Source organism: Neptuniibacter pectenicola (assembly GCF_001597735.1).
In the GTDB taxonomy this organism is placed as follows: domain Bacteria; phylum Pseudomonadota; class Gammaproteobacteria; order Pseudomonadales; family Balneatricaceae; genus Neptuniibacter; species Neptuniibacter pectenicola.
In genome coordinates, this window is record NZ_LUTS01000001.1 from 19,050 (window position 1) to 40,238 (window position 21,189).

A 21,189-nucleotide genomic window follows, 5' to 3' on the forward strand; every position below is an offset into this window, starting at 1 on the left:
AGAGCCACCCTATGAAATTTATTAACCTTGACGCCACAACCGCTTATAACAAAGCAATCAAATCCTGCGGCAAAGACAACAAGGTTATTGTCTGCGGTACCCAAGAAGATCTAACCTATATCGAAGACGCCATAGAATCCCGCCAGCGCAGCCCAAAAGAGATCATCAAAGACTCAACCTTGATCAACCCCAACACGTGGCTGCAAGAACGACTCAATGTACTAAACGATGAAATTGACCTCCCCGCGATCACCGGTACATGGCAAGGCGAATCAAAAGAGAAACAAAGCTTTAGCCTAGCCCAAGACATCATGACAGGCGAACCAATCAGCGACTTAATCGGCGCAAAAATAAAGACAGATCGTAACTGGAAAATACCCGCTTACTTCAACTTTGGCGGTTGGAACCAATGCCCTACCCCAGACATCCACTGCGCTATATGGAAACACTGGCAGCAAGCATACGGCGCACAGATCGTTGCCGTCAGCAATGACCTGATCGAAGCCCATATTAGCAACCCACCTACAACCGAAGAAGACGCGATGGCACTCGCTTGGCAGCAATACGCTTACTGCAACGACATCGTAGACCAAGGCGTAGAAAGCGTCGCTAAACTCGCATCGATGCTAATCAACCACGACAGCTGGTATTTTTGGTGGGATTAACCCACCTTCATGCCCGGTACGGATGCCAGTGCGAATGAATTACGCACCCAACATCCTATAGACACCGTATCCCGTGTAGGACCTCACCCTGTGGGCGAATGAATTACACACCTCAACCTCCTATATACACCGCATCCCTTGTAGGAGACCACCCCGTGGGCGAATGAATTACGCACCCTCCCCCAACAAACACACCAACCCCTTCGGCCAGAGGCTGGCCTCCTACAGACAACCCCTATAGACACCGCATCCCTTGTAGGAGCCCACCCTGTGGGCGAATGAATTACACACCTCAACCCCACAAACACACCAATCCCTTGTAGGAGCTCACCCTTTATGCCCGGAACGGGTGCCAGGGCGAATGAATTACACACCTCAACCCCACAAAAACACAAACACCTTTGGCCAGGCACTCGTTCCGAGCATAAAAGCTGGCCTCCTACAAACACTGCATCAACGCACCAATACGGTGCGAAATCTCTAGCCGTTATTGCAACACGCACCATAACAAAATGCGCCATATCCCATAAAGCCCGCGAATATTGCTTCCTCGGGGAATTTTCCTTTTGAATTCATTACTACCCAATTTAACGGCATGCTATTTGCACTAACATAATTATCTATATATTTTTATACTGTTTGAGGGTAGTCGTAGTCATGGATCAACTTAAAAGTAGTTCAATGAACCTCAGCGCGCAGGAAAGAAAGTGGCTTAACTGGTTTGGTAGCACTGGTAAGTTTGCAATGTATAAATCCTGCTTTCTAAACCGTCACACCTATTCATCAGTGGAGCAAACCTTTGAAGGTATTGCCGCCACTCGCGTGAAAATTCTTAATCAATGGGTAGAACACCAATGGGATCAGCTCGCCTTTCTTGCTGAGCACCTTGGCCCCACCTTTGATAATATCGACCTGTCGTGGCTCACCCAACGATTGGAAGCGAACCGCGATTTTTCTGAACTGTTTTTGATCGACCTTGAAGGCACGGTCATCAGTTCGACTCATCGCACTCATATAGGAGCATCCGACCTTGCCAGCGCCGCCTGGACCCAAGGCGTAAGAAAACAGTTTTTACATGGTCCCTACACCGACCCTCTCACGCTAGATATTGGTGCCTCCAGCTCTAAGTTCCACGATGAAGTCACCCTGATGTTCTACCAACCCATTGAGAAAAATGGCGAGTCTATCGGCGCTATTTGTGGTCGTGTACCGAACGATGTTCTCGGTGACCTGATCCAACGGGAGGCTGGCCATATTTATCCAGAATCCGGTGATAACTATATTTTTATGGTCGATTCTCATCTCGACCGGAATATTCAGCCGGGTACGGCGTTATCACGCTCCCGGTTTGAAGATAATACCTTTTCCCACGGCGAGAACTTAAAAAGTGGCATCCACACCCGATGGGGTACGGTCAGAGTCCAACGCCATACTGAGCTAGAGTTGCGGTTTACCGATCCCGCCACCGGCCAACTCCATCCGGGCGTACGCGAAACTATTCGTAACGGTGAAAATCTATTTATCACCTACCCGGGTTATTCTGACTATCGCCACATTCCGGTGATCGGCAAGGGAGTAACCTTTCAACTAAAAGGCTCGCCCGACCGTTGGGGTATGATGTGCGAAGGTGATTTAGAAGAGGTCTATCGTCGCCGCTCGATCAACCTAAGCTTAATGAAAGGCTTTGGCTTCACTGCCGCGGCGATTCTGGGCATTAACAGCGCCCTGCACACCTTCACTGAGCTACCGCAATATGCGATTGATGCGGTATCGCTGCTGCTGTTACTGGTTACTACCCTAATGTTCCCTAAACTCAGCACCAACAAGTTAGCATCTCGGCTCGATGATATGACCGAGGTTATTCGCACCATTGCTGAAGGTGAAGGCAACTTGCGACAACGGGTGGAGCCCCACAAACTGGTCGCCGATGAAACCGGCGACATGGCCCGCTGGATTAATAGTTTTATTGATAGCCTCGACGGTATTGTTGGCCAAGTTATTACCTCCAGCAGCCACGTTAAACAGACCAACCAAGCGATGCTCGAGACCAATAAAGAGGCTTATCAAGTATCAGCTGAGGTCAGCGATGCGATTCAGGAAATACTGGTACTACTCGAAGAGCAACTCACTGAAATCGGTCAAGCCTCAAACACCGCTGAATCTCTCAAAGAGGCAATGGATACAGTCGTGTCGGAGGCCCGTCAACAGTTTGAATCCGTGCGCTCTGGTACTGAAGATATTCGCAACATCGTTGAAACATCGGCGAAACAAGTTAACTCACTCAATAGCCGTACCGTTGAAGTCGGTAAAATTATTGGCGTTATTAGTGACATCACCAACCAAACCAACTTATTGGCTCTTAATGCCGCCATTGAAGCGGCCCGAGCCGGTGAACATGGACGAGGCTTTTCCGTTGTCGCAGAAGAGGTTCGCGGCTTAGCCCATCGCACCGCCGCTTCGGCGAATGAGATTCAGCAGATGATCGAAGGGATTCAGCAAGAAACCCAGAGCGCCGTAGATTTTATGGAATCAGGGGTACAAGAGGTTGATCGCAATTTGAAAAGAACGGAAGAAGCCTCGAATGAGAACACATCCTTGCACAACCTCGTGGAGCATATGTTTTTAGCCATCAAACAGCTAAATGATAACAGCCAACGTCACGGTGATGCTGCCCGACGAGTAGGCGTCTCCGCAGAACAGATGAATGGGTCGATTAGCACGCTACAAGAACGCTCCACCTCGGTGAAAAACACCGCCCATAAACTCAACCAGTTAGTTAGCGTGTTCCAAGTTAGCGCATACTAAAGCAGGCTCAAGCCCATTCGCCCAAAGGTTGGCCTCCTACATGCACGTCCGGTGTAGGAGCTCACCCCGTGGGCGAAAGAATTAGGTGCAAGAACAAGAAAAAATCACCCGAATAATTTACGTACTTAACCTCACAAAAACACAACCCATTCGGCCAAAGGTTGGCCTCCTACACACCGCTCTATGTGGAGCCCACCCTTTATGCCCGGAACAGGTGCCAGGGCGAATAAATTACGCACCCAACCCAACAAAAACACCTCCTCCCTGTAGGCGCTCACCTTTATATGCCCAAAACGGCTGCCTCAGCGAATAGGACTCCGCGCGAAGCACTACCTTTCTAAACGGGCTGTGTGCAGTGAAACTCTTTAATCAGATAGAGCTTGAATTCAACAGAGATCCAGCTGGCAAACTCAAAGGCGATATCTTTTTGCGCGAAGGTGCCACCATAGCGGCCTCGTCTGGAAACCAGCCCTTTAGCATTGGTCGATTCGATCCACTGCTTGGGTGTTAGGGTGAAGCTATTAAGTCCAGCCTCTTTTTTAAACCCGTCGAATTCGACGTATTTAAACTCTGAATTATTCAGCTGCTCCCAAATCCCAAGAAATTCAATGATGTTCCTGTTACGAAGCCCGTTTCTAAGCTGCCTGTGCGGCAGTGAACTCCTACCGATACGCGCAAGCGCGAAAGCGGTATTTCTAAGCTGCCTGTGCGGCAGTGAACCTGCTGCTGGCCTATCTGTTTTATGCCTATGTTTCTAAGCTGCCTGTGCGGCAGTGAACTTGGTAGAAATGGAGCTACGTATGTCCCCGATTTTCTAAGCTGCCTGTGCGGCAGTGAACTGTGAAATCAAAGTTTAAACCGCCTGCGCCTATTTCTAAGCTGCCTGTGCGGCAGTGAACCAGCAGAGGCGTTATTCGCTGGAGATTCAGGATTTCTAAGCTGCCTGTGCGGCAGTGAACGGATTAGACATATAACCATAAGCTTTGCGGGATTTCTAAGCTGCCTGTGCGGCAGTGAACGTATCTATGATTTTATTTATCATTTTTTAACGTTTCTAAGCTGCCTGTGCGGCAGTGAACTGCCATTTGACTCTAGTCCCCTCGAACGCATCTTTCTAAGCTGCCTGTGCGGCAGTGAACATGTATCAGCATACGTGAATTGAGGCTCACCTTTTCTAAGCTGCCTGTGCGGCAGTGAACTGTGTACGCGTTAACTGATGTATCACAAGGTATTTCTAAGCTGCCTGTGCGGCAGTGAACTAATCGTTCAACTTTATCACAGTGTTATGAACTTTCTAAGCTGCCTGTGCGGCAGTGAACGTTCCTTCCGCATTTAATCGTGACGATGAAAATTTCTAAGCTGCCTGTGCGGCAGTGAACTATTATCAGTATTTTTGTTTTCGGTTTCTGTTTTTCTAAGCTGCCTGTGCGGCAGTGAACGCGATCGATACATACTGCTCGGATGTTGCAATTTTCTAAGCTGCCTGTGCGGCAGTGAACCTAAGCAAGCAGAATTGACTTGGTGACAGGCTTTTCTAAGCTGCCTGTGCGGCAGTGAACTTTTGCCAGTCGTCTTCAGCTTCTTTTTTGCATTTCTAAGCTGCCTGTGCGGCAGTGAACCATCGGAAAATACTCCGGTGACTGAGCCTTCATTTCTAAGCTGCCTGTGCGGCAGTGAACTATGTATTAACTAGCATGATATTCGAGCTAACTTTCTAAGCTGCCTGTGCGGCAGTGAACAGATAGGATCTGATGTCACACCTGATCATCTATTTCTAAGCTGCCTGTGCGGCAGTGAACTCTGTCTGATGCTGATAGCTCTATTCAACAAATTTCTAAGCTGCCTGTGCGGCAGTGAACACGTTTCAACCGTCTAATCCGGTCGAGTGTCATTTCTAAGCTGCCTGTGCGGCAGTGAACGTTCTTATTGGGCTGCTGAGTTCTATGGTTCGTTTCTAAGCTGCCTGTGCGGCAGTGAACTCCATAAATTCATTTCGTTGATCTCCTTAGTTTTTCTAAGCTGCCTGTGCGGCAGTGAACGAAATTGCTGGGATTTCACAACAGATGTCGATTTTCTAAGCTGCCTGTGCGGCAGTGAACCCATAGAATCAAAATATAAAATCTCACCATCTTTTCTAAGCTGCCTGTGCGGCAGTGAACTCTCCGATGCAGACTGGCTAGCAGGCCGCACATTTCTAAGCTGCCTGTGCGGCAGTGAACGGATCTGAATAAATCGCACGAACTTCTGAAGTTTTCTAAGCTGCCTGTGCGGCAGTGAACTCATTGCAGGAGATCGACCGTATGTTTCCATCTTTCTAAGCTGCCTGTGCGGCAGTGAACTGAAATTACCCGCAGAGGCGGTAACAGCAAACTTTCTAAGCTGCCTGTGCGGCAGTGAACGATGCTCACAAACCGCACACATGCCACCTTTATTTCTAAGCTGCCTGTGCGGCAGTGAACTCTTCATCACTATCTCCCGCGCCAAATAACAATTTCTAAGCTGCCTGTGCGGCAGTGAACGCGCTTTGTTGGCTTAGTGCGAGTGATAGCTCTTTCTAAGCTGCCTGTGCGGCAGTGAACGCTCGTATCTATGCTATGGATAGGGTTATGAATTTCTAAGCTGCCTGTGCGGCAGTGAACATATAGACGTTGCTGACGAAAACGGAGTAACTTTTCTAAGCTGCCTGTGCGGCAGTGAACTCCTTGGTGCGTTAATTTCTGCTTTCTTCACTTTTCTAAGCTGCCTGTGCGGCAGTGAACGCTTATCCCTGTTTAGAAAATGTTATCAACTCTTTCTAAGCTGCCTGTGCGGCAGTGAACTGCAGATTCGTCGATGTCCCCCAAATAAATACTTTCTAAGCTGCCTGTGCGGCAGTGAACGTTTTCATTAATGAGCTGGTCGGCGCTTTGTTTTTCTAAGCTGCCTGTGCGGCAGTGAACCGTGATGTAGAGGAGCTATGGCGTGAAGTAGCTTTCTAAGCTGCCTGTGCGGCAGTGAACGTAGTAGATTGATAAGAGCCACACCACTCATGTTTCTAAGCTGCCTGTGCGGCAGTGAACAACCGTGTTGAGAGTGTTTTGCTGGGTGTGTCTTTCTAAGCTGCCTGTGCGGCAGTGAACCGCTAGATAAGCGAAGAGCTGCGGCCTCTGCTTTTCTAAGCTGCCTGTGCGGCAGTGAACATTAAAAAAACAGCACATAGGGCATTAGAACTTTTCTAAGCTGCCTGTGCGGCAGTGAACTTAAAAGAACCCGGATCACCATGATGTATAGCTTTCTAAGCTGCCTGTGCGGCAGTGAACATTCGTTGGGTCGTGCGCGTTGTATGGTAGATTTTCTAAGCTGCCTGTGCGGCAGTGAACGTTTCCTTATTTCTAAAGGTGTCCACGATGTCTTTCTAAGCTGCCTGTGCGGCAGTGAACGTTTTCATTAATGAGTTGGTCGGCGCTTTGTTTTTCTAAGCTGCCTGTGCGGCAGTGAACATAACGTCTACTAGTACCTCCGATACTGGGCATTTCTAAGCTGCCTGTGCGGCAGTGAACAGAAGCTAGAGACAGAATAAGTTGAGCCTACTTTTCTAAGCTGCCTGTGCGGCAGTGAACTTATTATCAACGCATATACAGAGACGTTGGCATTTCTAAGCTGCCTGTGCGGCAGTGAACGTGTTGGCGGTTCCTTATATCAGTATAACTGTTTTCTAAGCTGCCTGTGCGGCAGTGAACTAATCCCCAGTGCGGGTCGTACGTTTTATGTTTTTCTAAGCTGCCTGTGCGGCAGTGAACTGGAAGTATAACGCAGAAAAAATAGCTGCATCAAACACTTAACCTGATATTGGCAAAAAGACCAATGGTTTCAGCGATTTCTGCAACTATCTGTTTCTATTACTTATTTTTAAAGAGCAATTTTTTTGGTTAAAAATCAGGAACAGTAGAAGCTTGATCTCCACTTAAGGCGCTCAGGCCATAGCAGTTAAAAAGCCCTTCTTGCGCGTCACTGACCTTTATTCGTTCAATGAACAGTGGGAATCTGGCGGCGCCCTTGGAATTCCCCGCTTTGGTTTCTTGGCTTTCCATCCAAATAAAAGGCGCTTTTGATTCTGCCTTTGGTTTGGTTTTTTCAAGCTGTTTTAGACAGTCCGCAATGCTTTGTCCTGATTGTTTTGCCCAAAGCTCCGCTTTAGCCTGCATATCTTTTTCGATACGAGCCAGCCCTTTTACTTTCTTGCGGACGAAGGTAACAAGAGGTGCGTCCTCCGGCACTGGCTGTATTGATTTAAGATGCGTGTAATCCTCGAATCGACTCAGAAATCCAACGAGATTTAATGTTTCCAATTGCTCTTTTTCTTTAGCCAGCACCCTCAGCTTATTACCCAAAGGAAAGCCTTTACCGCCATAAGCCGGGAAGCTGACCGCTATAGCACTATGCTGTGCATCCACCTTCTGCTCCACTAAGGCGATATGCACTTGCTGATAGATTTTCTGCCAGAGAAAACCTAGTGCAATATCCGCATCCGACAGCAGGGTGATATCTTGGTAGTAGTTCATTGTCACCTCTCACTACCCTTACTTCGCTGATTTACTAAATACACCGCCACGAATTAAGTTCGCAGTAACATACATTTTTTGCTCTGGTAATAATTCACTGCTATTGACCCAGTCAACCAATAACGAATACAAGTCGCCTTCTTTTTTGCTTTTACGGAAAGCATCACCAATTTGGGTAACCGCACCAAAAGGTTCAATCGCAATAGGTTGCCCTTGTTCTTCATAACGATTATACCAAGTATCGATCGTGCGAATAGCGTTACCGATTTTTACATTATGGATAGCGGCGCAGCCTTCAAGTTTAAACAAGACCTTGCCCTTTTCACCCATATTCATTTCTTGTGAGGGGAACACATGCTGCTGATGGCCTAGTTTAACAAAGGCATCCACCTCAACAAGCACAAAGTTTTGTTGATCTCCTTTTAACCCTTCAGCAATGATTGCTGCCAACTCCTGTAAACCAGCATTGTCGCTAGATTTTTCAAACTCATTTAAAGAAAAGTCATAAGCATTAAATTTAAAAGAGCTGCTCCTTGCCTTAACAATAATCGTTATTTCTTCTGCACCAACACGGTTACGCCATAGAAAACGTCCATTAGCTATATTGTAAGCGTAGCGATAAGCCAAAGTATCAATACCTTTACCTTGTTTAAAATCTGCTGTTTTAGCTTTAATTACGTCACTAAAGGCGGGGGAATTACACCCAAAAGGTATGCCCAAATTACCAACAACACGCATGCTAAAACTTACTTTTAGGGTATCGTGTTTCAAAGGCAAATTAGCATCATCACTGTCTGATGATACGGGATTAGGCTTGATTTTATCCGCATCACTTGTGCCATGCGCACTTTGGGTAGAACGGTTTTGTCTTTTAGTAATAGGGATAGCCTGCCATATCTCTGAAGATGTAATATTTTCCCATTCGCCTGAAAACATTAAAGCGTCGGATGTTTCTAATTTACGTTCAAAAGCTAACATACTTGGTAATTCAATAGTCATTATTTATTCCTTTTAAAATTAATAATAAACTTCATCTGTTATTGATTCAGTGGGTGAAACTTTATTTTCTGTGCTTTGCTTGCACAAATACCAATCTTTTTTATAAGGCGCATATCTCCAGATACTGGCTTGCCATTGCTCTTGTCTTTTTAAGCGATGAACACTTTGCCACTCACCGACAGAATGTACCGATTCAACAAAACACAAGTCAGTTTCAGAATCTCTGGAGCCATCAATTTCTCCTGCTGGATAAACATCCGTAATGGCTTTATAGCCTGTCATTATTGGCACCAAATAACCCGCTTTCGGTTTTTTAACAAACTCCCAATTAGCCGCCGTTTTTTCATTTGGTTCTAAGTAACTTTCCCATTGCATTAAAATTTTAGGATTAATATTTTCCTGCTGCTCTTCAAAGTAAGCAATTAACTCATTAGGTATATTTTCTTTTTGATAGGGCTGACTTTTATGTTCAAGCCAAATATCATTTAATACCAAAATTGACTCAGATTTCTCCGCTTGTTTGGCCAAGTGCTTATCTAACAATTCACAAACTGGCCGCGCCACTTGCTTCAAGGCAATAAAATCAAACCATGCATCTAGTAGCTCTTCTTTAGGGTTACTCTCCTTAAACTTTGAAAAATACTCGGCTAAATAACTGGATCTATCTTGCAAAATAAAGCCGGGTAATAGCTTCCGTCTAACACTTTTAAGTTGCTCGTCTTTATCCAAGTCTATAATTTCTACATTCTCTACAGACAACACTGTTCCGCCTGCTAAGCGTTGTATTTGGCAGTTTTTTTTAATAAATGCTGTCAATAAGTCTTGTAAACCACCTAAGTAACCATCTACTGGTATTAGTAGGGAAACCGTCATATTCATTTTGGCTTCTTCAATAACAGATGGTGCTTTGTGAGTATCTCCTGGCTTTGTAGCTTCTAAGTAATTAATTCCTCTATTCTGAGAAAATAACAATCCATTTTCTGTTTTAAACGTAATAGGTTTACTACTGTGTGCGATAACTGCGCACCCACCTAGAGAAAAACTATTTAAAGTTAAATCTGTTTTTAATTTTCTATTTAAATTATGACTAAAGCCTAAAAAATGCGTTATTGCTGGAAATCCCCACGTAAAACCAGAAGCGGCATTAGCGTTTTGCACCTTAACTCTTTCAATTAATAGGTACTGGCTCATATTGTTTCCTCCTGCTGCCTTAATCCTTTAGTGTTAAACTCTTCTCTAAAGTTAAATTTAAATATTTTCATCCACAGCTTGGAATGTGCATCTTGTGGTGTAAATTTTTCATTGGTATTAGTTAGGCGATTATTTAGCCAAGCAGAAAAATCTTGAATAACAACCGTCTGCCAATCACTGCTATTTTTAATTGCTGAAAAAACTTCATCTTGGCGATAGCGATCTAATAACACTTGATGCTCAACCTTTAATTTAATTCCCTCTGTGGCAGACCAACCTGATGGCAAGGCTTGTATAGATTTAATATAAACCAGCACCTCATCAGCTATATTTTCAATCCACTCTTCAACCCAGCGCATGCGTTTAGGATCTTTAATGCTGAGTTGTAAGTTTTCAAAGCGAGTTAAAAAGTCAGCCAAATATTGAATATTTTCTTTAACTTCATAATTTCCGGATAATTCATAAAAAAAGTTCACTTTGTCTGCGGGAGCTTTTAGCTGTGAATGCCAAACGGGTGGTTCAGATGAAACTACGTAGTAAACACCATAAGAACTTTTTGAATCTTTATATAATTTCCAGTTTCTTCCTCTATTTAGCATTGAAACATTCTGCGGATTATTTCCACCAACTCTAATAACTGCGTTTTTATTTTCCGGCATTATCAACCGAGGTGCTAAAGAACCATTTTTATCAAAATAATCAGCTCTTTTTTTATATTTAGCACTTGTTATTTTGGTAAAAATTGATTCAGAAAGTGTAGACGATGTCAATGGAGCTAGCAGATGATAGTTTTCACTATCGACAGGAAAATAGACCTGCTTAGTGAAACTTACTGACTTTATACTTCTTTTCTCTACAAGAGCTTTAAAGCCCGCTTTCCAAATTTCTAACTGCTCTTTATTTTTATAAAAACCATCTAAAAAACAAAAGTTATCTTCAAAGATTAAGTCATAAATAGTCGAGCCGTCATAAGACAATGCTAAGAATCTAGAGATACTTATTAATGCACCATTATTGTGTGCCATATCGAAAACTTTAGAATCGTTCGCAATAGAAGCAGTTGTTAGTAAAGGGAATTGGTCTTCATAGTCCACTAAAATCCCGTCGTTGGGTGCTGAGCTATGGCTGAACTTTAGTGGATGAGTGGTTTTAATTATTCTATTTCCAACACCTATTTTTGTTGTTGTGCTTTTATCGAGCCACTCAGCTATTTCATCCGGGTTAGTTTTTAGTTCATCAAGCTCTAATCGCTTATTTTCTATAGAAACAGAAAGCCTTACTTGCTTTTTTTCGTTCAATTCAGTTTTTAAAGCAGCAGTCTTTTCTTCTATATATTTAGTCGTTTTAGCCAAAGCTGATGTGTTTATCCTTGTCTGAAAAAATAAAATTATTGCATCACGCCAACCATTCATACTGAGATCTTCATTCATCACCTTACCTCTTGGTAAACCCCTAAATTAGAAAAATATTTATATTCGTTTATATCGTTTTTTTTATAGCTAACCAGCCTTAATTCACCAAAACGCTGGGCAGCAGTTTCTTCACTGATGTTAAAATCATGGGCTAATTCGCGGTATATTTTTTGCGGGTTTAAATCAAACCAAAAACTGAATCCTTTGGCTGGAAAAATGGAGGGCTCTTCCTTAATTGAGATACCAGCCCCTGATAATGCGCCCATTTTTGGTGGGTAAACCGTTTCGTTCTTCCATTCCCAAGTCAGTTCATTGTTCTTGTAGAGTAAATAAACAGCTTCGTCTTTATCGGACTTTCTAAATACTTGTAATTTTTGAAGCACCCCGCACCAATGTGCCTGCTCTTTCCACCATAGTTTGGCTGAATCAGGGTTTTTAAATAACTTTTCAAGTAACGCTTGGTGCTCTAGTGACACCAAATTGTCTAGCGGTGGCTGTTTGCTCTTAACCACCCTTTCTACCGCGTTAATGGTTTGATATTGTGACTCTTGCAATATTTCCCTTAACGTATGCGCATTTAACTTAAGCTTTAAGTTTTCCACTTCAAAACCCGGTTTATTAAAACAGCGCTCACAGCCTTTAAGCTGTTTTATATTCTGATTAATAAGTAGAATATTCTCTTGATCAGGTACGTGATCTCTATGTCTTAGCAGCCGCCCTGCGATCTGAATAATCGAACGCATAGAGCTAGGTTCAATAATTGCCCAATCATAATCGTGGTCACGTCCAACCTCTGCTACAGGCGAAGCTAATACAATAAACAATTGGTTTTTTGCTGTTGTTTGTTCAATTAAATTTTGTAGGTTTTGCGGTGGCCAGTTTTCTTTACGGTTTAACATTTGGTCTAACTGACTTTCTAAGTGGGAACGCACTGCTAAAGGGTAACAGCTGTGATACACACATAAATGTATGTGCGTATGTTCAGGTACAGATAAGTTTAGTAAAGCCTTAGCGACTGCAACCATTGGTTTGATGTTAGCCATGCGCACTAAACCAATAGAAACCTGCTTGCCGTTTAGCTTTACATGATTGTTGTTATGTAGCGCCATTGCTCCTTGCAAAATTGTTTGAGCAAAATTGACATAGATATTATCTGTTAATGTTAAATTATCGAGAATTTCAGCTTTGTGCTTTGCTACGCCTGAACTTAAATATTCCACTCGTTTTTTAACATACTTTTCATGCTGCTCTTTAAAGTTAGAAAAATATTGAACTTCCGCTTTAATAGCGCCGCCCTTTTCACGCTCATCAAACCAAGCACAGTTAATGTTTTTATTCCAAACAGTAATATTCACTTTGGTATATTCAGCCCAGCCTGCTTGATATGCCTGGAAAGCAGCAAAGGCCAAATCTGGTGGCATGGTGGCAGTAGAAAGTAGAACCCGACTACCTAACATGCCAGCCCAGTAAACCAATCGACATAAAGCTGGCAAGTCTTCTAGACCGAAATCATCAGGTTCATCAATGACTAAATCAGAAGTGAGCAGTCTTAACATCGGACCAATTTGTTTGCCGCCTTTGGTTCCATCTGTTGCAGGGATTAAATGATCAATAGTGCAAACCAACGCAGGGGCTTGCACAAGCTTTTCAATGCGCGGATTAGTGCAAGTCCAGTGATGTAAACTGTGTTCGGCACCTGATAAGTCATAATCAACATATAGTTCTGGATCTAAGAATTCTTCAACAGACTCACTGCCGGTCCCGAAGCTTTCTTCAGATAATTTTTTGTTTTGCTCATTTTCAAATAAGGCTTTAGAAGCAGAACCGCCTACGGCAATCGCTAATTGCTCTGAGGTTAAATCCAACTGTTTACGATATTCTCGGCCTGTTTGTAAGGTGAGCGTTCTTAACCCCAGAGCTACGGTAAAGCGAGAATCTTGCTCTTTATTCGCTAAGGCATACATGATTTTGGCATTGGCAAGGGTTTTCCCCTTACCTGTCGATGCCATATTAATACCAAAAAAGCCTTGTTTCTTACTGGATTCACTTAGCTCTAATGCAACTTTTTGCGCTGTTATTTGCCAAGCGTATTTATCATCAGCTTTGCTACTTTTTAAAAACTTATTATCTTCCAACGCTTGTAAGCTGCTTTTAAGTTGTGGCAAAGCGCCTACAATATCTACCGCGTGTTTAGCTACACCAATTAAATGCTCATCAAGCTGTTGTTTACACGCTTTCGTTTCCCTGTCTGTATTAGCAAAAACTTCATAGTTAGGGCTTTGCCATTCTTTGGTTGGCTCTTTTTGTGCCGAGTAATGATGATCTGCAAGCATCAATGCCATACGAGCAAGATGACTAGTAAATAATTCATCATGTAGAAGGTTTTTATCGGATAACTGTTTGATATTTTGCAGTGCTTTATCTGCGGCCTTTATGGCTCTAAGTCGCCACTTAGTGCTTTTATACGGCAAACCTTCGCCATCAAACGTCCAATTATCTTGTAGATAACTTTGGCTATCTTCGTCTTTAAAGTTGTAAGAGTTCCAGAAAACTTGTAACTCTTCTGCAAACCAACTATTTAGCGGACTGACTCCATTTTTATGCAGAATTGCTGGTAAGGTTTCTGGAATTAAGTTCTCCTTCCAACTAGGTACAAAAGGCAACTTATGGTGGCTAAGCACTAACCAACCGACCAACTGAGCCAAAGGTGGTAAATGAGCTAATGGGTTATTTCTACCATCACTAATACCGTCTTGGTAGATATCATCACTATGATTTTTATCTATTTCAGTTAACGCTATTAACCACTGTTCGTCTGTTTGCTCTCCAACAAATGCCTGAAAAATTCTTAGTGACACCCATTCATGCCTGACAGGTTCATATTTATTCTTACTTTCGCCTTTTAATTTTTCCTGAAATAGAATATTTGCTTTACCAAAATCATGAAAGAGAGCTGCTATAGCGACTGCATTTTTCATTAAAGTTAAGCGCTGCCATTTTTCTTTATCCATAAACGGCACTAAAGCACCTTCGGTATAGTTCACTGGCACGATGCCTTCACTGTTGAATTTCCGTTTATTGCCCACGACCCATAATAACTGGCTACGTGATCGTGAGCGCATCCAATGGCAGCTCACCGCTGTGCTTTTACTCGCGGTTTTACGAAGCAGTTTTTTAACCGCTAGAAGACCGTCTTGAGTAATGATGGTTTGCCATGTGTTATCACCAATACGGTCGGCAAAGGCATCTAATACGCGGCGGGTCTTTTTCAGTGCATTTTTTTCGCATTGGGAAACGAAGGTGACCATCATTGCACGATCTCCTCTTCTGGCTCACCGCGCAAAGCGAGTTGTTTCACTTGTTCAAACATAAACTCTAAAGACTTATGATCAGTAAAGGCTTGCAGGCATTGTTGGCGAAACTCTTGTTCGGTTGCCCCTTCTTTCGCACAGATGAAAGCCCAAGGTAAGATAATGGCGTCTTTTATCAAATCCGCTATATCAAATACCAACGCACCCCGTCGCGTTTTCCCGTGCATCACAGCAAATCCATGGGGAATCCCCAGCACCCATAGCGTAGTGGCTGCTAACCCATAGGCTAGGTAGTTGCCGTGATTGAGAAAGGCATTGGCTTTGTCGGTTCCTTCTCGCTCCCTTTTAAAGTCACCAAAGGAAACGGATTGCACAATAAATTTATATAGGGATTTTGTTAGCTGCGCTTCTGCTAACAATAGATCAGCCGGTTTTTCTGCGGCAGTCAGTCGGTCTGTATAACGTGTTAATGATGTTTTGAGTTGGCCTGCGTCAAGAGATATACCCTCATTTTGGAGGTCACGATCTTTACCCCAAACTCGCTCAAGATAGGTAACTCTTGCTTCTTGAATATGTTTACCCGCCTGAAAACGCTTTTCATCATCAAACCAGAAGCTAAGCCAACCTTGTAGATATTGAGTAGGACGGTATTCACTTTGTGGTGTTAACCATTCTACTTCTGTTGCCATTAATAACGGCGTCCCTCCGCCACCACAAAATCCGACTAAGACACCCGCTTGCGCTAACATCCGCATAGCTGCTTGAGTAATAGATGTACCTGTTCCTAAAAGCAATACGGTCGTGTTTGCTATAGGTATGTTGTAATAGAGGTTTTGTTTATTCGCTTCGGTGAGGTATAGGACACGGCCATCTTTTTGCATCACTCGGCAATGTTCCAAGTAATAAAGGTTCGCTCGGTGAGAATGCAAAATAGCTTTTAGATCGGTCAACTGATCCATATTCGTGTGTCCTAGTTTATTAATAAGCCATCCTTGGCTTTTCCTTTTCCTTGGTATCCTTTACCTTATTCCAACGTCCTGCTGTCATCCTGACGATGCTTATTCAACCTTGTTTATATAAATCCAACAATGCTGGTTAAAAACACATGTCGTTTTTTAAGGCAGGTAGTATGAAACACGCTTGAGGCATTCAGGCTCTATAATGATCTGCTGGGCTTCAGGCGTTTTATCGTAGTGATCAAGCCGTAGGCGCTGAATCAGATACATAACCAATGCCGCACGCACGGGGATGACACGCTGACCATTTTCCATTTGGTAATCCAGTTCTAACAACCTACGCTTTTGAGGGGTAAGCCTTGGATCTGGTTGGATAATTAGGTCTAGCCACGTGTTCCACCGCTCGTCTTGCTCGGCGGCGCATGATGCAGGGCCTTCAAATTCGGCCTCGCCATTAAAACGTGAGAGTACGAAATCGCGAAACTCATGACTTTTTCCACAATGCGCACGAACGTGCCAGCGGATACCATCAAAGACTAAACAATGAGGTGAGATAATGCGAGATTCATATTCAGGACTACTTAGAGACGTATACCCAATATCTATACGTAGCTTGTCGCGAATCGCCCGCATAATAGGTTGGACTAATTTAGGAGAGATATTACGTAAGGGCGCTTCTAAGTAACAAAAACCTGTCTCAAAAATAGACAGGTACTCTGGATGCCCGCTGCGATAAAGCAGCTGGCTATAATCATCTATATGCCCAGAAGCGTAATAAGGTGAAAATTCATCCGTGGGAACATGCCCTCTAAGAGAAGCGTCATAATGTAGGTTTTCTGGATGCAAGTGCTGGTAAAGGGCAAATAAGTCCGATGCTTTTTGACGACTAACACCTAAAATATTCCGTAGATAGGTTGTATTAACCCTTCCCTCCCATAAGGCAAAGTTTTCAATAATAAGAAAACATTCTCTCTCTTGAAAACTAGTTTCAATATGCTCTTGTGTATCCATACACGTCCTATCTCTATGCCCAGTTGAATAGCGTTATAACTTAATAATCATTAAGCAATCAAATTTTCAAACTAATGCCAGTAATACTAAACAAAAAAAAGCCTTATGTTTACACATAAGGCTCAAAGAAGAACTGCAGATTGATCCTGATAGGGAAACCAATCTACGCGGCGTTCTTCAACTCTCAGATCCAGTTAGATCTATAAATCTAAAAAATGCCTCGGCATCACGTGGCATTCTCCAGAGATTAGAAGGAATCACCCGGTATTCTTACCCAGCCTTCCATTAATACGCGTGCACTGCGGCTCATGATGGCTTTTGTCGCAGTCCATTCTCCATCCACTAATTTTGCTTCAGCACCTACTTTTAAGGAGCCCGATGGGTGACCAAAGGTGACGGCGGTACGCTCTCCTCCACCGGCCGCAATATTTACGAGCGTACCTGGGATGGCGGCGGCTGTACCGATGGCAACGGCGGCGGTTCCCATCATCGCGTGATGCAGTTTGCCCATAGAGAGTGCGCGAACAACAAGGTCTATATCGTTTTCAGTGAGCTGTTTACCACTTGAAGAAACGTACGCTTTAGCGGGTGCACAGAAAGCAACTTTAGGGGTATGTTGACGGGCAGCCGCTTCTGATAGGTCGTTGATCAGTCCCATACGCATGGCGCCGTGGGCACGGATCGTTTCAAAACGCTCTAAGGCCGCTGGATCACCATTGATGGCATCTTGCAGTTCAGTTCCGGTATAGCCAATCTCTTCAGCGTTGAGGAAGATAGTGGGGATACCGGCATTGATCATGGTCGCTTTAAAGGTACCTACGCCTGGCACTTCAAGGTCATCAACGAGATTACCTGTAGGGAACATGGATCCTTCGCCATCGGCAGGGTCCATGAACTCTACGGCAACTTCAGCCGCTGGGAATGTAACACCATCCAGCTCAAAGTCACCCGTTTCTTGTACTTCACCATTAGTGATAGGCACATGGGCAATAATGGTTTTTTTGATATTTGCCTGCCAAATACGCACGACACACATACCATTTTCAGGAATACGGTCAGCCTCAACTAACCCACCACTGATGGCGAATGCACCCACGGCAGCGGTTAAGTTACCGCAGTTACCACTCCAATCAACAAAAGCTTTGTCGATCGCTACTTGACCAAACAGATAGTCAACGTCGTGATCGGGCTGGCTGCTTTTATCCAAAATAACCGTTTTACTGGTACTTGAGGTTGCTCCCCCCATACCGTCGGTCTGTTTACCATAAGGGTCTGGGCTGCCGATCACGCGCAGTAGAATATTATCGCGCGCCTTACCCGGCACTTGTGCGACTTCAGGCAGGTCTTGTCGACGGAAGAAAACACCTTTACTTGTGCCGCCCCGGATGTAGGTTGCAGGGATTTTAATCTGAGGTACATGCGCTGCCATATGATTTAAACCTGTAAAAACTATGCAGGGGCTTTACTGCACCCGCGATGATGAAAAACATTTAGTAACAATAACGTTCCTACTCTCTAATGGAGTCTCTACTCTGGCCAGTTATTGTTAGTAAATGATCTTAACTATTAGTCATCTCGATGATGACGGGTGCAGCGTGTTAAATTAACGGGTTAGTTAATAAAAACCTATCAACTAACCCTATCTAAACGCTGCACCTATCAGGTGTTTATGCGAATAACTTAAGCGCTCTCTTCAAGGAAGTCTTGAGCAAAGCGTTGCAATACACCACCGGCGTTATAAACATGTACTTCTGCGGCCGTATCTAAACGACAGATCACAGGCACTTTAACCGTTTCACCATTGGTACGATGAATAACAACCGTCAATTCTGCACGGGGTGATAGTTCACCCTCAACATCAAAGGTTTCAGTACCATCGATATTATAGGTATGACGTGTTTCGCCCTCTTTAAACTGCAATGGCAAGACACCCATGCCCACAAGGTTAGTACGGTGGATACGCTCAAAGCCTTCAGCCATGATCGCTTCAACACCCGCTAAACGTACACCTTTGGCTGCCCAATCGCGTGAAGACCCCTGACCGTAGTCAGCGCCAGCAACGATAATTAGCGGTTGTTTACGCTCCATGTAGGTTTCAATCGCTTCCCACATGCGGCTCTCTTTACCTTCAGGCTCAATGCGCGCAAGCGATCCCTGTTTAACCTCACCGTTTTCATCACGGCACATTTCGTTAAGCAGTTTAGGGTTAGCGAAGGTCGCACGCTGCGCGGTTAAGTGATCACCACGGTGCGTTGCGTAGGAGTTAAAGTCCTCTTCAGGCAGTCCCATTTTGGCACAGTATTCACCGGCCGCACTGGACGCTTGAATGGCGTTGGACGGTGATAAATGATCGGTTGTGATGTTATCGCCGAGTACCGCTAACGGACGCATACCTTTCATGGTGCGCTCGCCTGCGAGTGCGCCTTCCCAGTAAGGAGGTCGACGAATATAGGTCGACATTGGACGCCAATCGTATAGTGGGCTCTTCGCTTGTTCACGCGCGCCTAAGTCAAACATTGGGATGTAAACCTGCTTGAACTGCTCAGGTTTAACGCATGTAGCTACCAATGCATCGATCTCTTCATCACTTGGCCAGATATCTTTTAGGGTAATTGGGTTACCCTCTTTATCTTTACCTAGAACGTCTTTCTCAATATCGAAACGAACTGTACCCGCAATTGCATACGCAACAACTAAGGGTGGCGATGCGAGGAAAGCTTGCTTCGCATACGGGTGGATACGCCCATCAAAGTTACGGTTACCGGACAGTACGGCAGTAGCATAAAGGTCGCGATCGATAATCTCTTGTTGGATTTTTGGATCCAGTGCGCCGGACATACCGTTACAGGTTGTACACGCGTAAGCAACAATACCGAAACCTAGCTTCTCCATCTCGGAGAGCAGACCCGCTTCTTCTAAATAAAGCTTGGCAACTTTAGAGCCGGGCGCAAACGAGGATTTAACCCAAGGCTTACGCACTAAGCCCAGCTCATTGGCTTTTTTAGCAATTAGCCCCGCCGCAATAACGTTGCGTGGGTTAGAGGTGTTAGTGCACGAGGTAATGGCGGCAATGATCACGGCACCATCGGGCATTAAGCCTTCGGCTTCCTCTTCAAGCGCTTCATCTAAATGTACAGCAATACCACGGGATTCAAGATCAGCGGTAGGCAAGCGACGATGAGGGTTGGATGGGCCAGCCATATTACGGCACACGGTGGACAGGTCAAACTCAAGCACACGTTCATATTCAACGTTTTCTAGATCGTCCGCCCATAGGCCGGTTAATTTAGCGTACTTTTCAACCAGTTCAACTTGCTCTGGCTCACGACCGGTCAATTTTAAGTAATCGATGGTTTGTTCATCAATGTAGAACATACCCGCTGAGGCACCAAACTCAGGTGTCATATTGGAGATCGTTGCACGGTCACCAATGGTCAGCTCTTTTGCACCGTCACCAAAAAACTCTAGGTAAGACGATACCACTTTTTCGTTACGCAAGAATTCAGTAATCGCTAAAACAATATCTGTAGCGGTAATACCCGGCTGGCGCTTACCTGTTAGTTTTACGCCAATAATATCTGGTAGGCGCATCATAGACGGTAGGCCAAGCATAACGGTTTCGGCTTCAAGACCACCGACACCGATCGCGACAACACCTAATGCATCAACATGCGGTGTATGGGAATCGGTACCAACACAGGTATCAGGAAAAGCTACGCCATCACGTGCCTGAATAACCGGAGACATCTTCTCCAAGTTAATCTGATGCATGATGCCGTTACCCGCAGGAATCACATCGACATTTTCAAAGGCTGTTTTTGTCCATTCGATAAAGTGAAAACGGTCTTCGTTACGACGGTCTTCAATCGCACGGTTTTTTTCGAAAGCATCGGGATCAAAACCCGCCGCTTCAACAGCAAGTGAGTGGTCCACAATCAACTGTGTAGGCACAACAGGGTTTACTTTAGCGGGATCTCCGCCTTGTTCTGCAATCGCATCACGAAGGCCAGCTAAATCCACCAGTGCGGTTTGCCCCAAAATATCATGACAAACAACACGGGCTGGATACCATGGGAAATCAAGGTCACGCTTAAACTCAATAATTTGTTTTAGTGAGTCAGTTAAGGCATCAGGTTCACAACGGCGTACCAACTGCTCCGCTAATACGCGAGAGGTGTAAGGTAGCTTTGCATAGGCGCCCGGCTGGATCGCTTCGATCGCGGCACGCGTATCAAAGTAATCAAGATCAGTACCCGGTAAGGGCTTACGGTATTCAGTATTCATTAGGTCTGAACTCC

General features: G+C 44.5%; 12 protein-coding genes and 1 CRISPR repeat array. Of the genes, 2 read left to right on the top strand and 10 right to left on the bottom strand.

Translation table 11 applies throughout. The features are described from left to right. The first annotated feature begins 11 nt into the window (after positions 1-11). The gene (locus A3773_RS00105) at positions 12-665 is read left to right on the top strand and encodes a DUF4253 domain-containing protein (RefSeq protein ID WP_067981459.1); all 654 of its coding nucleotides are present in this window, start codon (positions 12-14) and stop codon (positions 663-665) included. A 657-nt stretch (positions 666-1,322) separates the two neighbouring features. Beyond that, complete coding sequence (locus tag A3773_RS00110) at positions 1,323-3,470, top strand: methyl-accepting chemotaxis protein (RefSeq protein WP_067981461.1); 2,148 nt, start codon at positions 1,323-1,325, stop codon at positions 3,468-3,470. Between the two features lie 337 nt (positions 3,471-3,807). On the opposite strand, the gene A3773_RS17490 is transcribed toward A3773_RS00110, so the two are convergent. From A3773_RS17490 to acnD, 10 genes are all read right to left on the bottom strand, one after another. Beyond that, positions 3,808-4,083 carry a KilA-N domain-containing protein gene (locus A3773_RS17490; RefSeq protein WP_082800519.1) on the bottom strand — a complete coding sequence of 92 codons (276 nt, stop codon included), beginning with the start codon at positions 4,081-4,083 and terminating at the stop codon, positions 3,808-3,810. A 19-nt stretch (positions 4,084-4,102) separates the two neighbouring features. Beyond that, positions 4,103-7,249: direct repeats of the CRISPR family, unit length 28 nt; unit sequence TTTCTAAGCTGCCTGTGCGGCAGTGAAC. A gap of 129 nt (positions 7,250-7,378) precedes the next feature. Further along, a complete protein-coding gene (gene cas6f / locus A3773_RS00115; protein ID WP_067981463.1) occupies positions 7,379-8,011 on the bottom strand; it encodes a type I-F CRISPR-associated endoribonuclease Cas6/Csy4 in 633 nt (210 codons plus the stop codon). Positions 8,012-8,029: 18 nt separating this feature from the next. After that, the gene (gene csy3 / locus A3773_RS00120; RefSeq protein WP_067981465.1) at positions 8,030-9,010 is read right to left on the bottom strand and encodes a type I-F CRISPR-associated protein Csy3; all 981 of its coding nucleotides are present in this window, start codon (positions 9,008-9,010) and stop codon (positions 8,030-8,032) included. Positions 9,011-9,028: 18 nt separating this feature from the next. After that, a complete protein-coding gene (csy2, locus tag A3773_RS00125) occupies positions 9,029-10,201 on the bottom strand; it encodes a type I-F CRISPR-associated protein Csy2 (protein ID WP_067981467.1) in 1,173 nt (390 codons plus the stop codon). Continuing rightward, positions 10,198-11,631, bottom strand: a complete 1,434-nt coding sequence (csy1, locus tag A3773_RS00130; protein ID WP_067981469.1) for a type I-F CRISPR-associated protein Csy1 — start codon at positions 11,629-11,631, stop codon at positions 10,198-10,200. Before csy1 ends, csy2 begins: the two co-directional genes overlap by 4 nt. Then, positions 11,631-14,924 (bottom strand): type I-F CRISPR-associated helicase Cas3f, encoded by a 3,294-nt coding sequence (cas3f, locus tag A3773_RS00135; RefSeq protein WP_067981471.1) that lies wholly within the window; start codon positions 14,922-14,924, stop codon positions 11,631-11,633. The genes csy1 and cas3f overlap by 1 nt, the downstream gene beginning before the upstream one ends. After that, a complete protein-coding gene (cas1f, locus tag A3773_RS00140) occupies positions 14,921-15,883 on the bottom strand; it encodes a type I-F CRISPR-associated endonuclease Cas1f (protein WP_067981472.1) in 963 nt (320 codons plus the stop codon). Before cas1f ends, cas3f begins: the two co-directional genes overlap by 4 nt. A 156-nt stretch (positions 15,884-16,039) precedes the next feature. Next, on the bottom strand, positions 16,040-16,891 hold the full coding sequence (locus tag A3773_RS00145) for a BrxR family helix-turn-helix transcriptional regulator (protein ID WP_067981475.1): 852 nt from the start codon (positions 16,889-16,891) through the stop codon (positions 16,040-16,042). Positions 16,892-17,138: 247 nt separating this feature from the next. Then, entirely contained in the window at positions 17,139-18,320 is a 1,182-nt protein-coding gene (gene prpF / locus A3773_RS00150) for a 2-methylaconitate cis-trans isomerase PrpF (protein WP_067981478.1), read from the bottom strand. 251 nt (positions 18,321-18,571) lie between these two features. Next, positions 18,572-21,175, bottom strand: coding sequence for a Fe/S-dependent 2-methylisocitrate dehydratase AcnD (gene acnD / locus A3773_RS00155; RefSeq protein WP_067981480.1), 2,604 nt, complete (start codon positions 21,173-21,175; stop codon positions 18,572-18,574). Positions 21,176-21,189: the final 14 nt, after the last annotated feature.